Source organism: Staphylococcus sp. EG-SA-15, from assembly GCF_017151895.1.
GTDB lineage: Bacteria > Bacillota > Bacilli > Staphylococcales > Staphylococcaceae > Staphylococcus > Staphylococcus aureus.
This window is the reverse complement of the sequence record NZ_JACVZN010000035.1, coordinates 1-16,699: the sequence shown is the minus strand read 5'-3', so window position 1 is coordinate 16,699 and position 16,699 is coordinate 1. Positions and strand designations below refer to the sequence as shown.

The following is a 16,699-nucleotide window of genomic DNA, read 5'->3' as shown; positions in this document are numbered from 1 at the left end:
CAAATATGTGAGGTGCTTACAAATGAACACTATTTACGAACCGTCAAGTATTTGTATGATTAGAACACCTTTATTATCAGTTGAATTTTTCAATTTATTTTTAAATACTGAACAAATTAAATATAGCGACTTACAATTAAATGCTCAGATGAAAGAATCAATCCTAACAACAACATTTAACTTATATTGTACTTTACAAGAAATAAATTTTGATGGCGATAACAAGAAGGTTAGAGATGCTAAAGAAAGTTTATTAAAATATTTAATTAGAATGTCAACACGTCCAACTCCATTTGGATTATTAAGTGGTATTAATTTGGGGCATTTTGTAAATGAACCAACACGTCTTAAAGTTGGAAATAGTATTCAAAAATATGTGAAAGTCGATGGCGAATGGTTGTATAAACTGGTTAGTTATATTGAGAGTATTGATGAATATTATCAAAATTTGAAAGTTATTTGGAATAGTAAAGCACATATTATCAATGATCGAATATATTTAAATGAACAAAGTGCTATTTATTTAAACAACAATAAAGATACATCTTTTTCCATTAAAAATAGCGAATTACTCGTATTCATCAAAACCACTGTGACGAATAATAATATTACTTTTTCAAATTTAGCTGAAAAGATAAATCAAGAATTTGAAATTAATGATATTACTAAAGTGAAAGTATATATCCATAATCTTGTCTCAAAGGAAATTATATATTCAACAATCAGACCACCGTTATCATATAGCGATAATTTAAATTATATTTTAAATAAACTTTCTTTACATAATGATGATTTTGTGAAAAAAATTAGAGAAATCCAGAAATTGATATTAGCTTATGAAAAAACTGAAATTGGATTTGGCGAGGAATTATATAAAGACATTATTCATCATATGAAGGCACTATTCAAATGTAAAAACTATCTTCAAATTGATACCAAAATTGACATGATTAACAATTATTTACATCAAGATATAGCAACAAATATATCTGAAGCAGCGTACTTATTGTGGCTTTTATCAAGAAATAATATTGGATTCACAGATTTGAAAGTTCTTCACAACCGTTTTATTGAAAAGTATGGATTTGAACAACTCGTGAATATTAAAGATTTGATTTCAGATATAACAGGTTTCGGGACAACAATTTTTCAAGAAGAAGAAACCGATGGAAATAATATTGTAATGCTTAAGCAAAAATTTTTACATGCCTTGAGAAATAACGATGAGATAGTCATAAATGAAAAAGATGTAGAGTCATTGATTAACGATAATGAAATCAATCATTATCATGCGCCAATGAGTGCAGATGTTTATGCTGAACTTTATTTAGGACGTTTTTACAATCAGTACAATGAGATCATTGTTATTAGTCCTTTAACGGCGTCTTTTAATGCTGGCGCTACATTTGGGCGATTTCATCATTTAATTGATACTGAAACTTTAGCAAAATTAGAACATGAAAAAGGACATTATTATCAGAAGATGATATGTGATGACAATGTAGAAATGATTTCTATAAATAACATACCGAAATATCCGAGAAATCATAATGTATTAACTAATCATGACTCATACGAATATTCATTGAATTTAGGAAGTAGTAATAGTTATTCAAAGTATGAGCTTACCTTAGATGATATTTATGTTGGTGCTACCTTTAACAAATTATATTTATATTCTAGCCAACTAAATAAAAGGGTACTATTTGAATCAAACAATATGTATAACTTTTTAAAAGAATGTAATTTATATCGATTGTTACGAGAAATTTCAATGGAATCTGTGAAATGCATTGAACCTATGAATGATGTGAGTATTGATTCATTTAGTTATTCACCACGAATCAGATATAAAAATGTCATTCTTAAACCAGCATATTGGAAAATTAACGAGATGGTATTACCTTTACCTAAAAATGAAGAATGGGATCAACAATTTTTGAAATATCAAGAACAATTCAATATACCTAATATCGTGAATTTAGTTTATGGAGATAACAAGCTTCTACTAAATTTATCATTAGCTAATCATAGATATTTATTGATGAAAGAATATAAGAAGCATAAACGTGTACGTTTAGTAGAATCATTTTCACCTCAATCAAAGAATGATCATGTGTATGAAATTGTTACACCAATTTATAAAAAATCATCTTATCGTGGACCCGAAATCGAAATTCCAAAATATAAAAATACAGATATTGAATATGACAAAGACTGGTTTGCATTACATATTCATATCGATAAGCCATCGCAAGATACATTTATCATCGACAATTTGTATCCATTTGTAAAACATCTTAAAGATAAGGGAGATATAGATCAATATTTTTTAATGCGTTATATCAAACAAGGTGACATTTTAAAGTTGAGGTTATTCAGGAATGACGAAAATTACGCAGAAATATACAGCATCTTGAAGAATTGGTTACCACATGTTCGACAAACGACAGAAGTTTCAGATTATGAATTTGTATCATACGAGCCAGAATTTTTTAGATATGGTGGAAAGAACACGATTAATGAAATAGAAGCCTTCTTTGAATATGACACGAATTTAGCTGTCAATATTATTGAAAATGATTTTAAGTTTGATCGACCATATATTGTTGCTATTTCAATAATGTATTTATTTGAGATGTTTTCAATTTCTAATGAAGAGCGTATGGAAATTGTTAATAACTATGTACCTACATCATTTAAAAGTAAAGATATTAGACCTTTTAAAAATGAACTTGTAACTATATGTAATCCTGCTAATAATTTTGAATATATGGCTAAACACTATAGTGGTATTTATCGAATTTTAAAAGATGGCAACCAAATTTTGAGCAAATTAAATGAAGGGCTTAAAAAAACTTTAACTACTAAAAGGTCAAGGATTATTGGCAGCTTAATTCATATGCGCTGCAATCGAATATTTGGCATTGATAAGGATCAAGAAACATTTGTTTTATCTATTGTAAAAGAAATTGTTAAAACTCAAAAGCATTGGTGTGGTGACAAAAATGATTGATATGAATCTAATATTGAAGAAGAAGTTTCAAGAGATTTCAGAAGTAGATGATTTCATTTCAAAAGCATCTACTGAAACCGATTATTTTGAACCTTCAACTTTATCACATGGTATACCAGGTATCATTTTGTTTTTAGATGCTTATCAAAAAGTTTTCGATATTAATACTGAGCAAATTGTGCATAAGTACATCATGAAATTAGCACCATATTTACAGAGTGGTCAATATAACAATTCTTTGTTTGGTGGACTTTCAGGTATTGCATTTTCAATGGATTTAGCATCGCAAAATGGCAAAAATTATCAAAATATTTTAAATAATATTGATGGTCACATTGTAAATGAAATAGAAAATAAATTTGATCAAATATTACAAGAACCATTAAATCCATTAAATTATGATACTGTCAGTGGATTAGCTGGGATAGGGAGATATTTGCTAAATAGAGTAGATGAGAATGAATTTAATGTTAAAGCATTAAAAAGCATATTAGTATACTTTAAAGATATTCAATATTCTAAAAATAGCTGGGTAGTCCCACAAGAAAGTCAATTTTTAGAGTCTGATAAAAATTATTTTACTGAAGGTAATATCAATCTTGGCCTTGCACATGGAGTGCTAGGACCGATGTCTTTATTTGCATTATGCGTGATTAAAGGAATTACGATTGAAAATCATCAGCACATATTAAAAGACATGTACAAATTTATCATGGACGAAAAATTTTGTAACCACGAAAGATGGTTGCAGCGTTACGATTTAATTTCTGAACGTAATCATTTCAATTTTATTCGGAATGGTTGGTGTTATGGCAATACGGGTGTAATGACGACGTTGTTTTTAATCGGCCAAGCATTACAAGATGATGAAATAATTAAAATGTCTAAAAAAGTGATGCTACAAGTAGTAAATGATAAAGATGAAAATTTAATAAGTCCAACTATTTGTCATGGATTGTCATCACAAATATTAATGTTAACAATTATGAATTTGAATTTTGAATTAAATGAAGTGTCTGATTATATCACTGTATTAATAAATAAACTGATTTCTCATTATAAGGAAGATTATCTGGTGAATTTTATAGACATTAATGAAAATAAGCAAGATGTATTTAAAAGTAGGAAAGTTGGCCTTTTAGAAGGTGAATTAGGGGTCTATCTAACATTGATGACACTGAAAAATACAAAAATTCTCAATGAAAAAAATTGGACCAATGCGTTTTTAATTAGCTGAATGGAGGCGTATATCATGGGAGAAAATGTATTGATTTGTTTGTGTGGCTCAGTTAATAGTATCAATATTAGCCACTATATTATTGAATTAAAATCAAAATTTGATGAAGTAAATGTAATCGCGTCAACAAACGGTAGAAAGTTTATTAATGGTGAAATATTAAAGCAATTTTGCGATAACTATTATGACGAATTTGAAGACCCTTTTTTAAATCATGTAGATATAGCAAATAAACATGACAAGATTATTATTTTACCTGCGACTTCTAATACGATTAATAAAATTGCAAATGGTATATGTGACAATTTATTATTAACTATTTGTCATACAGCTTTTGAAAAACTTTCTATATTTCCAAATATGAATTTACGAATGTGGGAAAATCCAGTTACTCAAAATAATATTCGATTATTAAAAGATTATGGTGTATCAATATATCCAGCAAATATTTCAGAAAGTTATGAATTAGCGTCAAAAACATTTAAAAAGAATGTTGTCGCACCTGAACCATATAAAGTTCTGGAATTCATTTGAGATTAGAATATGAAAATCATAAAGCGCGCTATTATTAGTTTAATAATATTGAGTCTTTTAATATCTATTACAATGAGTAATGCATCAGCGTCAGAAGAACTATATTACAGTGTTGAATACAAAAATACAGCAACATTTAACAAGTTAGTTAAAAAGAAGTCCTTAAACGTTGTCTATAATATACCGGAATTACATGTGGCACAGATTAAAATGACGAAAATGCATGCTAATGCTTTAGCAAACTATAAAAATGATATTAAATATATCAATGCCACATGTTCAACTTGTATTACTAGCGAGAAAACAATAGACAGAACATCAAATGAGTCATTATTTTCAAGACAATGGGATATGAATAAAATAACCAATAATGGTGCATCGTATGATGATTTGCCAAAACAGGCTAACACAAAAATAGCAATCATAGATACAGGTGTGATGAAAAACCATGACGATTTGAAAAATAATTTCTCGACTGATTCTAAAAATTTAGTACCTTTAAACGGTTTTAGAGGTACTGAACCGGAGGAAACAGGTGATGTTCACGATGTCAATGATAGGAAAGGACATGGCACGATGGTGTCGGGTCAAACGAGTGCTAATGGTAAGTTAATAGGTGTTGCACCGAATAACAAATTTACAATGTATCGCGTGTTTGGTAGTAAAAAAACAGAACTGCTTTGGGTATCAAAAGCGATTGTTCAAGCTGCAAATGATGGAAATCAAGTCATTAATATTAGTGTTGGTAGTTATACTATTTTGGACAAAAATGACCATCAAACATTTAGAAAAGATGAAAAAGTAGAATACGATGCGTTACAGAAAGCAATCAATTACGCCAAGAAGAAAAAATCTATCGTTGTTGCTGCAGCTGGTAATGATGGTATTGATGTCAATGACAAACAGAAACTAAAATTACAGCGTGAATATCAAGGTAATGGCGAAGTGAAAGATGTTCCTGCATCTATGGACAATGTCGTTACAGTAGGATCTACAGATCAAAAGAGTAATCTATCTGAGTTTTCCAATTTTGGTATGAATTATACAGATATTGCTGCGCCCGGAGGATCATTTGCTTATTTAAATCAATTCGGTGTGGATAAATGGATGAATGAAGGGTATATGCATAAGGAGAACATTTTAACTACTGCCAATAACGGAAGATATATTTATCAAGCTGGAACTTCATTAGCCACACCTAAAGTTTCGGGAGCACTAGCTTTAATCATTGATAAATATCATCTTGAAAAACATCCAGATAAAGCGATTGAATTGTTATATCAGCATGGGACATCTAAGAATAATAAACCATTTAGTAGATATGGGCATGGTGAGCTTGATGTGTATAAAGCATTAAATGTAGCAAATCAAAAAGCAAGTTAATAAATCAAAGGAGTTTTTGATTATGGCAAAATTAGTTACTGAAAACATTTCGAAGCGGTTTAAAAATCAAGATGTATTAAAGCATATTAATATCACTTTAGAAAATAACGAAGTTTATGGATTACTTGGTATTAATGGAGCCGGTAAAACGACACTTATGAAAATTATATGTGGCATACTTCAACAAGATTCAGGGGAAATTAAATTAGATAATAGACCAATGACACGAAATGATTTGCACAAAGTTGGTTCGCTTATTGAAACACCTGCGACATATAATCATTTAAGTGCACAAGATAATTTGAAAATTGTGTGTTTAAATGAAAGCGTTGATTTCAGCGAAATTAATAGTGTTTTAAGCTTAGTCAATTTAAATGTCGATAAAAAGAAAAAGGTTAAGGACTTTTCTTTAGGTATGAAACAAAGACTTGGAATTGCAATGGCATTAATTAAAAAGCCAGAAATTTTAGTATTAGACGAACCATCTAATGGTTTAGACCCATATGGAATCCAAGAACTTAGAGAACTTCTAAAATTATTAACAGAACAAGGTACTAGTATTATTATTTCAAGTCACATTTTATCTGAAATCCAAGTTTTAGCAGATCATATCGGTATTATTCATGAGGGTGAGCTAAAATATCAGCAAAGAAATAACAAAGATGAAAACTTAGAAGAGATATTCTTCAAAATAACGAAAGGAGATTACAAATGATACATTTAAAGATAGAAGGTATCAAATTTAAAAATTCTTTCAGTATGTATGTTTTATTAATAAGTCCGCTGGTATTTCTTTGTTTTGCTATTTTCACAGTCTTATTCGCCAAAAGTAATACGGGAACAGCGAATAGTGTGTCACCATATATAACTTTACTATTTAATATTTGGCCAATTGCTTTCATCCCGATTGTATTATGTATGGCTTGTAATTCGTTATTTAAAATTGAAATGAGAAATAAATCATTTAATTATTACTTAAGTAATAATTGGTCGATTACAAAAGAAATAAGAGCAAAGATTTTCATTTTATCAATAGCATTTTTGGTACATTGCTTTTTAGTATTTATTATTGCTTATATAGGTGACCTAATTATTAATCCACATCCGGTTAATGCTATGTTGTTATTGGTGACAATATTGTTGATGTATGTAGTATCTCTACCATTGATACCGCTCAACTTTTTATTAACTCGATACTTTGGTGTGTTCGTATCAATATTAATAAACTTAGTATTATCAGTCATTTGTGTCTTGTTTTTAACATTGAAGAGTTTATTTTGGGTGTTACCGTGGGGGATAATGCAGAGAATCCCGCTTATTACGCTTGGTATACTACCTAATGGTTTAGTTGTAAACCATAATTCAAAATACTTTAATGATCTCAATGCCTTATATATTTCGATTATTGTTAGCATCATTATTTTCGCGATAGTAACATTTTTAAATAATAAGAAAAGTTGGCGATTAAAATGATAATTAACGAATTAAAGTCATGTAAATTGAAATTTTCTAAGCAAGCGCTCACATTTGTACCCATTATTGTAACCATATTGTTTATATTATTTATAAATTGGTATTTAAACGTAAATTTATGGAATGGTCGACAAATAAGTTTGTTTACAGCGAGTTTTAATGCAATTACATCACTATTAATTTCTATAAACGTCTATCAAGTCATCAATTTTGAAGAAAATATTGGTCACTTTAATCATATATTAGGAAAAGCTAATAGGTTAAATTGGTTAATTGCATCAATGATTTTTACTTATACTATTACAGCCGTATGTATTCTATTAGTATCAATTAATTTATTGTGGCATTCACATGATATGAAAATAACACTTATGTTTATAGGCGTATCATTGTTTTTCAATGTAATTATATTACTGCTACTTTTTATTTTTAGTATTTTCATTAAAGATGTATTGGCTATTGTTGTCGGCGTTTTAATGTTTATATTTAACGTTTATTTTGGATTAGAAGTGCTTGGAGATCATTCGTGGTTCTATTTACCAATAACATATGCTACGCGTTATGTATATATGTATATTGAAGGAAATATACCAGTGATGATGACAATGGTAATCTATATTATTATCACGTTGCTATTGGCAGTTTTACTCTTTAAAGGATTCAATAAATGGAGCGGTAGAACAATTAAAGATTAAAGATTAAAGATTAAAGATTGGGGCGCTAACGGTAAAAGAAATTTAGTTGCGTTGAAAAGGGAGGAAAGTGAACAGTTAAATATGAATACAAAATAATTTTGTTTTCGGACAGCAGGGGTATTAGACGCGATTGACAATGTCTGGTTAATTAAACGTAATGTTTATTTAAGCGATGAATATTAGGTGAAAAGTTTTTGAATTTGAATGTAATTGAGGTTTATTGATTAGACATTTTATTGAATTGCGTGTTATTATATAAATGTAAAAACAAGACGACATGCGCGAACATGTCGTCAAAGCAAGCCAAACGCTGGCTTCTAAAATATTTTTTTAACCATTCCAACTTGCCAAAGTTAATGCGGAATGGTTTTTTTATTTTCCGCTATTTGAAATAAAAATGACGTTTTAATATATTATGGGCTAGGTGGTTTGTAAGAAAGGGTTAGTTATTAATGTTTTATAAATTAAGGAAATTTGAATTTAAGGTTTATTCAATTGTGATTTTATTGATGTCTCTTTTATTTAAGTAAAAGCCTTTATGATCATTGAAGTCTTCACCAATTTTAGCGGTAATTACTGTACTTGTATCTTTGCTGTAAATACTAACTGTTTGACCTTTCTCTGCTAATCCATTAGATACTAGGCTGGAAGTTAAGTTTTTCCATGTATTATTTGCGTCTACAGTCGTATTAAAATCATCACCAGGAATGTTTTCTTTTTTTATATCAATTTGAGTGAGTTTAGAAAAATTATTTGAAGTATTAGTAAAACTGTCATGATTTGCAGTAGATTCTATACTTGTGGATTGTCCATTATTTAGTAAAAAAGATATTTTTACGGTTTCTCCTTGGTTGCCACTAATTATATTTGAATCTATTAGTGACTTTTTAACTCCTTGCCAAATCACTGTATTTGTTTTTTCTTCTGCTTTAGCTGTTTTAACAACTTTATTTGTATCTAATCCTAAGTATGAAGAATGTAAGCCTGTTCCTAATGTTGTTAATACTAAAGCACTTGCTACTAATGTTTTACCTAAAAATTTTGTATTCATTTTAATTGCTCCTTTTTTTATATTGTAAACGTTTACAATGCAAATATAATAATATTTTTTTAAAAGAACAATTAACTAAATATCAAAAATGTATTAACTATCTATTAACTAAAAAATAGAATATTTTTTTAACATAGTTTTGTTGTTTTGAATTATAAAAACTAAAGTAAAAATGTTGGATGTGAAAGATTGTTGATGAGAATTTTGAGATGTAGATAAATATCAAACTAGTCTATAGGTAAAAATTTATAATTAATTTGAAAAGAATGTCTCAAATAATGTTTGAATTAGCAGGTGTCATACTAAGTAATGTTAAGTAAACATTTTATACTTTATCAGAACAAAAAAGACATGCATCAACATGTCAGTGAAACTAATCCATATTATCTTAACAACGAAATTGAATCGAACCTGAAAAACGTATTTACAAATCGCAACTACTCTATCCAAGGCGAAATCGCAAAATCTGATCCCCGAAATAACATATCTCGAAAAAAATTCCATAATTCAATCATCTTCAATAATTAACAATACATTACTAGTTCCAAATATACTCATACATACATGTTTCATTGATTGACTGCATATTGTCATAAATAATAGGGGAACTAATCGCTAATAATATTGTTAAACACAATACATAATAAAGTGAAAGATTTTAAATACATGAATTGTTCACCATTCCGCCATATATTTTCAATTACCTAATTTCCGAATAAATATTACAATTTTAATTCAATAATTAATATTTAAGACCAAAATAATCCTAAAAAGTCAATTTTAATTGCGTGATATTGAGTTTTAAGCATATTTAAACAAATGAGTCAATTCATGTATAATTATTTAATAAAATGTTAATAAGTAGTTAATTAATATTTAATTAATATTTTTATATAAAATGTATATAGTAAATGTGTATCTAGATACATTAACTATAAAAATAAATTTGGAAGGAGGTAAAATATGAATAAAAATGTAATGGTTAAAGGTTTAACTGCTTTAACTATTTTAACATCTCTTGGTTTCGCTGAAAATATTTCTAATCAGCCTCATTCAATTGCCAAAGCAGAAAAGAATGTCAAAGAAATTACCGATGCAACTAAGGCACCATACAATTCAGTGGTAGCATTTGCGGGTGGTACTGGTGTAGTTGTTGGTAAAAATACAATCGTAACTAACAAACATATCGCTAAAAGTAATGATATTTTTAAAAATAGAGTATCAGCACATCATTCGAGTAAAGGTAAAGGCGGAGGAAACTACGACGTTAAAGACATTGTAGAATATCCCGGAAAAGAAGACCTTGCGATAGTTCATGTTCATGAAACAAGTACAGAAGGTTTGAATTTTAATAAGAACGTTAGTTATACAAAATTTGCAGACGGAGCAAAAGCGAAAGATAGAATTTCTGTTATTGGTTATCCAAAGGGTGCACAAACAAAATATAAAATGTTTGAATCGACAGGAACGATTAACCATATCAGTGGAACGTTTATGGAATTTGATGCGTATGCACAACCAGGTAATTCAGGATCTCCTGTATTGAATTCTAAACATGAACTGATTGGTATTTTATATGCAGGTAGTGGAAAAGATGAATCTGAAAAGAATTTCGGTGTTTATTTCACACCACAATTAAAAGAATTTATTCAAAATAATATTGAAAAATAAGTATCATCAATTCATTCGTGAAGTTGATTTTTTAAAAAATGGTTAAGAAAACGGTTACATAATTAACTAAATATACTGAATTATGTATCTAGATATCAAAATAATTAAAAAAGAGGAACTTAAAATGAACAAAAACGTAGTCATCAAGAGTTTAGCAGCATTAACAATTTTAACATCTGTAACAGGTATTGGAACAACATTGGTTGAGGAAGTTCAACAAACTGCCAAAGCAGAAAATAATGTCACAAAAATTCAAGATACTAATATTTTTCCATATACTGGTGTAGTTGCTTTTAAAAGTGCAACTGGATTTGTAGTTGGAAAGAATACTATTTTAACAAATAAACATGTGTCGAAAAATTACAAAGTGGGCGATCGTATTACTGCACATCCAAATAGTGATAAAGGTAATGGTGGTATTTATTCGATTAAAAAGATTATTAATTATCCAGGTAAAGAAGATGTATCAGTCATTCAAGTTGAAGAGCGTGCAATAGAACGTGGACCAAAAGGCTTTAATTTTAATGATAATGTAACGCCATTCAAATATGCGGCAGGGGCTAAAGCTGGTGAGCGAATTAAAGTGATTGGTTATCCACACCCATACAAAAATAAATATGTTTTATATGAGTCAACTGGCCCTGTGATGTCAGTAGAAGGTAGCAGTATTGTATATTCAGCGCATACTGAAAGCGGAAACTCTGGATCACCTGTATTAAACAGCAACAACGAATTAGTTGGTATTCATTTTGCTTCTGATGTAAAAAATGATGATAACAGAAATGCATATGGCGTCTACTTTACACCAGAAATTAAAAAATTCATTGCAGAAAACATAGATAAATAAACAAATTGACTTTAAACGAGCGTTGCAACATATCTCGAATTGTAAAGGAGCTTGAAAATGAATAAAAATATAGTCATTAAAAGCATGGCAGCATTAGCCATTCTAACCTCAGTAACTGGAATAAATGCTGCAGTCGTTGAAGAGACACAACAAATAGCAAATGCAGAGAAGAATGTTACGCAAGTTAAAGATACAAATATTTTTCCATATAATGGCGTCGTTTCATTTAAAGATGCGACAGGTTTTGTAATTGGAAAAAATACAATTATCACCAATAAACATGTATCAAAAGATTATAAAGTTGGCGATAGAATTACTGCCCATCCAAACGGTGACAAAGGAAATGGTGGTATATATAAAATTAAAAGCATTTCTGATTATCCGGGTGATGAAGACATCTCTGTCATGAATATTGAAGAACAAGCAGTCGAACGTGGACCAAAAGGCTTTAATTTTAATGAAAATGTCCAAGCATTCAATTTTGCGAAAGATGCTAAAGTTGATGACAAAATTAAAGTTATTGGTTACTCATTACCTGCTCAAAATAGTTTTAAACAGTTTGAATCTACAGGAACTATAAAAAGAATCAAAGACAATATTTTAAATTTTGATGCATACATTGAACCCGGGAATTCAGGATCACCAGTTCTAAATTCTAACAATGAGGTCATAGGTGTGGTGTATGGCGGTATTGGAAAAATTGGTTCTGAATATAATGGTGCCGTATACTTTACGCCTCAAATCAAAGATTTTATTCAAAAACACATTGAACATTAAACAAATTTAAATATACACCATGAGCATGTGTTCAATAATTTTAATGAAAAACATCGGTCGAATATAACATAAAAAGCAAACGTCTATATCAAAAGCATCATGAATAAACAGAGGAGCAGAAAAATGAATAAAAATATAATCATCAAAAGTATTGCGGCATTGACGATTTTAACATCAGTGACTGGCGTCGGCACAACAGTGGTTGATGGTATTCAACAAACAGCCAAAGCTGAACATAATGTGACGAAGATAACGAATACTAGTATTTCGCCATACAAAGGCATATTAAGAGTAGGTGCAGGTACAGGTTTTGTAGTAGGTAAAAATACCATTTTAACAAATAGACATGTCGCGAAAGATGTTCAAGTAGGCAGTACTGTTCTTGCCCACCCGAATGGCGAAAATGATACAGGTGGATACTATAAAGTAAAAAAAGTTATCCCATATACAGGCTCGGCAGATTTAGCTATTGTTCAAGTTGAAGAAGATTCAGTTTACCCAAAAAATAAAAAGTTTGGTGAAAATACTGAAATCCTAACGCTGACATCAGAAGTTAAAGCGAATGAAAGAATTGCTATTGTTGGATATCCAGCTCCATATAAAAATAAACATCATATGTATCAATCAACAGGAACAGTACTATCAATTAATGGAGATAAATTAGTATCAGATGCATTTGCTGAAGGTGGCAATTCAGGGTCACCAGTCTTTAACAATAAAAATGAAGTTGTGGGCGTTTTATATAGTGGAGACCAAATTGGTCATTCTAAAAAAGAGTCATACAGCGTATATTTAACGACTGAAATTAAGAAATTCATCACAGATAACATAGCAAAATAAATCATCCATCCATACATTGATAAATGATTTTTAGAAATTAACAACAAAATCAACAATTTTAAACATCTCTGTGATTCTATTTATTCGAAATGATTTAAAAAATAAAACTTCAAAAACCTAACCTTATATTTATACGAATATTTAGAGGAGCAGAAAAATGAATAAAAATATAATCATCAAAAGTATTGCGGCATTGACGATTTTAACATCAGTGACTGGCGTCGGCACAACAGTGGTTGAGGGTATTCAACAAACGGCTAAAGCCGAAAATAGTGTGAAATTAATTACCAATACGAATGTTGCACCATACAGTGGTGTTACATGGATGGGCGCAGGAACAGGCTTTGTAGTTGGAAATCATACAATCATTACCAATAAACATGTTACTTATCACATGAAAGTCGGTGATGAAATCAAAGCACATCCTAATGGTTTTTATAATAACGGTGGTGGACTCTATAAAGTTACTAAAATTGTAGATTATCCTGGAAAAGAAGATATTGCGGTTGTACAAGTTGAAGAAAAATCAACACAACCAAAAGGTAGAAAATTCAAAGATTTCACTAGCAAATTTAAAATAGCATCAGAAGCTAAAGAAAATGAACCTATATCAGTCATTGGTTATCCAAATCCTAATGGAAATAAACTACAAATGTATGAATCAACTGGTAAAGTACTATCAGTGAATGGAAATATAGTGACATCTGATGCGGTTGTCCAACCTGGCAGCTCTGGTTCACCTATATTAAATAGTAAGCGAGAAACAATTGGTGTTATGTATGCTAGTGATAAACCAACAGGTGAAAGTACAAGGTCATTTGCTGTTTATTTCTCTCCTGAAATTAAGAAATTTATTGCAGATAATTTAGATAAATAAATCATCCATCCATACATTGATAAATGATTTTTAGAAATTAACAACAAAATCAACAATTTTAAACATCTCTGTGATTCTATTTATTCGAAATGATTTAAAAAATAAAACTTCAAAAACCTAACCTTATATTAATACAAATACTTAGAGGAGCAGAAAAATGAATAAAAATATAATCATCAAAAGTATTGCAGCATTGACGATTTTAACATCAATAACTGGTGTCGGCACAACAATGGTTGAAGGTATTCAACAAACAGCCAAAGCCGAAAATACTGTTAAACAAATTACAAATACAAATGTTGCACCATACAGTGGTGTTACATGGATGGGCGCTGGAACAGGATTTGTAGTTGGAAATCATACAATCATTACCAATAAACATGTTACCTATCACATGAAAGTCGGTGATGAAATCAAAGCACATCCTAATGGTTTTTATAATAACGGTGGTGGACTTTATAAAGTTACTAAGATTGTAGATTATCCTGGTAAAGAAGATATTGCGGTTGTACAAGTTGAAGAAAAATCAACACAACCAAAAGGTAGAAAATTCAAAGATTTCACTAGTAAATTTAATATAGCATCAGAAGCTAAAGAAAATGAACCTATATCAGTCATTGGTTATCCAAATCCTAATGGAAATAAACTACAAATGTATGAATCAACTGGTAAAGTACTATCAGTGAATGGGAATATAGTGACATCGGATGCAATTATTCAGCCTGGTAGCTCTGGTTCACCTATATTAAATAGTAAACACGAAGCTATTGGTGTAATCTATGCAGGTAATAAGCCATCAGGTGAAAGCACAAGAGGATTCGCTGTTTATTTCTCTCCTGAAATTAAGAAATTCATTACAGATAATTTAGATAAATAATTAAAACTTAGACATTCACCCAATCCTGACAAAATATGCTATAACTAACATTTATTAATATATATATATTGCATTATTTAATATGCATCAATGCCAATCAACGATTGATTTTCACCAACTCAATTGTTGATTGGTTTTATTTATGTATGAATGAACAACTTTTTGACATCATTAAGAATATAAATGATTTTGAAAGCATTTGAAAGCTACAACATTTCTATAAAATTTTTCAATGACAATTGCGCCACTAAAACTAAAAATTTCCACCACCAACATCCAAATTATCAACATCGCAACATAACCAAATGTTATAATAAATCTATTACACAAAGAGATAAATTACTTATTCAAAGGCGGAGGAATCACATGTCTATTACTGAAAAACAACGTCAGCAACAAGCTGAATTACATAAAAAATTATGGTCGATTGCGAATGATTTAAGAGGGAACATGGATGCGAGTGAATTCCGTAATTACATTTTAGGCTTGATTTTCTATCGCTTCTTATCTGAAAAAGCTGAACAAGAATATGCAGATGCCTTGGCAGGTGAAGATATTACGTATCAAGAAGCATGGGCAGATGAAGAATATCGTGAAGATTTAAAAGCAGAATTAATTGATCAAGTCGGTTACTTCATTGAGCCACAAGATTTATTCAGCGCGATGATTCGTGAAATTGAAACGCAAGATTTCGATATCGAACACCTGACGACGGCAATTCGTAAAGTTGAAACATCAACACTAGGTGAAGAAAGTGAAAATGACTTTATCGGACTGTTCAGCGATATGGATTTGAGTTCAACACGTTTAGGTAACAATGTCAAAGAACGTACTGCGTTAATTTCCAAAGTTATGGTTAATCTTGACGACTTACCATTCGTTCACAGTGACATGGAAATTGATATGTTAGGTGATGCATACGAATTCCTTATCGGGCGCTTTGCGGCGACAGCGGGTAAAAAAGCAGGCGAGTTTTATACACCACAACAAGTATCTAAGATACTGGCGAAGATTGTCACAGACGGTAAAGATAAATTACGTCACGTATATGATCCAACATGTGGTTCAGGTTCATTACTGTTACGTGTTGGTAAAGAAACGCAAGTGTATCGTTATTTCGGACAAGAACGTAACAATACTACATACAACTTAGCACGCATGAATATGTTATTACATGATGTGCGTTATGAGAACTTCGAGATCCGTAATGATGACACATTGGAAAATCCAGCCTTTTTAGGCAATACATTTGATGCGGTTATTGCGAACCCACCATACAGTGCGAAATGGACAGCAGATTCAAAATTTGAAAATGATGAACGATTCAGTGGTTACGGCAAGCTTGCGCCAAAATCCAAAGCAGACTTTGCCTTTATTCAACACATGGTACATTACCTAGACGATGAAGGTACCATGGCAGT

At 30.2% G+C, this 16,699-nt stretch carries 16 protein-coding genes and 1 pseudogene; 15 read left to right on the top strand and 2 right to left on the bottom strand.

What is annotated here, in order from left to right; translation table 11 throughout:
* The first annotated feature begins 22 nt into the window (after nt 1-22).
* Genes IDG64_RS12445 through IDG64_RS12415 form a run of 7 tightly spaced genes read left to right on the top strand, consistent with a single transcriptional unit; the run spans nt 23 to nt 8,338 of the window.
* Nucleotides 23-3,016, top strand: a complete 2,994-nt coding sequence (locus IDG64_RS12445) for a lantibiotic dehydratase (protein ID WP_206171331.1) — start codon at nt 23-25, stop codon at nt 3,014-3,016.
* The gene (locus IDG64_RS12440; RefSeq protein ID WP_000566596.1) at nt 3,009-4,253 is read left to right on the top strand and encodes a lanthionine synthetase C family protein; all 1,245 of its coding nucleotides are present in this window, start codon (nt 3,009-3,011) and stop codon (nt 4,251-4,253) included. The genes IDG64_RS12445 and IDG64_RS12440 overlap by 8 nt, the downstream gene beginning before the upstream one ends.
* A gap of 15 nt (nt 4,254-4,268) precedes the next feature.
* Nucleotides 4,269-4,787, top strand: coding sequence for a flavoprotein (locus tag IDG64_RS12435; protein ID WP_000504439.1), 519 nt, complete (start codon nt 4,269-4,271; stop codon nt 4,785-4,787).
* A gap of 9 nt (nt 4,788-4,796) precedes the next feature.
* The gene (locus IDG64_RS12430; protein ID WP_000691542.1) at nt 4,797-6,170 is read left to right on the top strand and encodes a S8 family peptidase; all 1,374 of its coding nucleotides are present in this window, start codon (nt 4,797-4,799) and stop codon (nt 6,168-6,170) included.
* A 22-nt stretch (nt 6,171-6,192) separates the two neighbouring features.
* Entirely contained in the window at nt 6,193-6,885 is a 693-nt protein-coding gene (locus IDG64_RS12425; RefSeq protein WP_001096791.1) for a lantibiotic protection ABC transporter ATP-binding subunit, read from the top strand.
* A complete protein-coding gene (locus IDG64_RS12420) occupies nt 6,882-7,643 on the top strand; it encodes a lantibiotic immunity ABC transporter MutE/EpiE family permease subunit (RefSeq protein WP_000581552.1) in 762 nt (253 codons plus the stop codon). The genes IDG64_RS12425 and IDG64_RS12420 overlap by 4 nt, the downstream gene beginning before the upstream one ends.
* Entirely contained in the window at nt 7,640-8,338 is a 699-nt protein-coding gene (locus tag IDG64_RS12415; RefSeq protein ID WP_000586138.1) for a BsaG family lantibiotic immunity ABC transporter permease subunit, read from the top strand. Before IDG64_RS12420 ends, IDG64_RS12415 begins: the two co-directional genes overlap by 4 nt.
* A 487-nt stretch (nt 8,339-8,825) precedes the next feature.
* Here the strand turns inward: IDG64_RS12415 and IDG64_RS12410 are convergent, their stop codons facing one another.
* Nucleotides 8,826-9,389, bottom strand: coding sequence for a DUF4888 domain-containing protein (locus IDG64_RS12410; RefSeq protein ID WP_001092772.1), 564 nt, complete (start codon nt 9,387-9,389; stop codon nt 8,826-8,828).
* 963 nt (nt 9,390-10,352) lie between these two features.
* On the opposite strand from IDG64_RS12410, the gene splA reads away from it, so the two are divergent.
* The 4 genes from splA to IDG64_RS12390 all read left to right on the top strand — a co-directional run bounded on the left by splA (nt 10,353) and on the right by IDG64_RS12390 (nt 13,524).
* On the top strand, nt 10,353-11,060 hold the full coding sequence (splA, locus tag IDG64_RS12405; RefSeq protein WP_001039428.1) for a serine protease SplA: 708 nt from the start codon (nt 10,353-10,355) through the stop codon (nt 11,058-11,060).
* Nucleotides 11,061-11,184: 124 nt separating this feature from the next.
* Entirely contained in the window at nt 11,185-11,907 is a 723-nt protein-coding gene (gene splB, locus IDG64_RS12400; RefSeq protein ID WP_001039446.1) for a serine protease SplB, read from the top strand.
* Nucleotides 11,908-11,964: 57 nt separating this feature from the next.
* Nucleotides 11,965-12,684 (top strand): serine protease SplC, encoded by a 720-nt coding sequence (gene splC / locus IDG64_RS12395; RefSeq protein ID WP_001038868.1) that lies wholly within the window; start codon nt 11,965-11,967, stop codon nt 12,682-12,684.
* 123 nt (nt 12,685-12,807) lie between these two features.
* Nucleotides 12,808-13,524 (top strand): trypsin-like serine peptidase, encoded by a 717-nt coding sequence (locus IDG64_RS12390; RefSeq protein ID WP_001038756.1) that lies wholly within the window; start codon nt 12,808-12,810, stop codon nt 13,522-13,524.
* On the opposite strand, the pseudogene IDG64_RS15210 reads toward IDG64_RS12390, so the two are convergent.
* Nucleotides 13,476-13,580, bottom strand: a pseudogene (locus IDG64_RS15210) (hypothetical protein); the annotation flags it as partial. The gene IDG64_RS12390 and the pseudogene IDG64_RS15210 overlap by 49 nt on opposite strands.
* Before the next feature lie 101 nt (nt 13,581-13,681).
* Here IDG64_RS15210 and splD point away from each other — a divergent pair.
* The 4 genes from splD to IDG64_RS12365 all read left to right on the top strand — a co-directional run.
* Nucleotides 13,682-14,401, top strand: coding sequence for a serine protease SplD (gene splD, locus IDG64_RS12385; RefSeq protein WP_001038762.1), 720 nt, complete (start codon nt 13,682-13,684; stop codon nt 14,399-14,401).
* A 157-nt stretch (nt 14,402-14,558) separates the two neighbouring features.
* Nucleotides 14,559-15,278: a serine protease SplF gene (gene splF / locus IDG64_RS12375; protein WP_001038691.1), complete on the top strand. Its 720-nt coding sequence runs from the start codon at nt 14,559-14,561 to the stop codon at nt 15,276-15,278.
* Between the two features lie 68 nt (nt 15,279-15,346).
* Nucleotides 15,347-15,481 (top strand): hypothetical protein, encoded by a 135-nt coding sequence (locus tag IDG64_RS12370; RefSeq protein WP_031864490.1) that lies wholly within the window; start codon nt 15,347-15,349, stop codon nt 15,479-15,481.
* Between the two features lie 163 nt (nt 15,482-15,644).
* Nucleotides 15,645-16,699: type I restriction-modification system subunit M (locus tag IDG64_RS12365; protein ID WP_206171330.1), on the top strand; the 1,055-nt coding region annotated here is incomplete at its 3' end.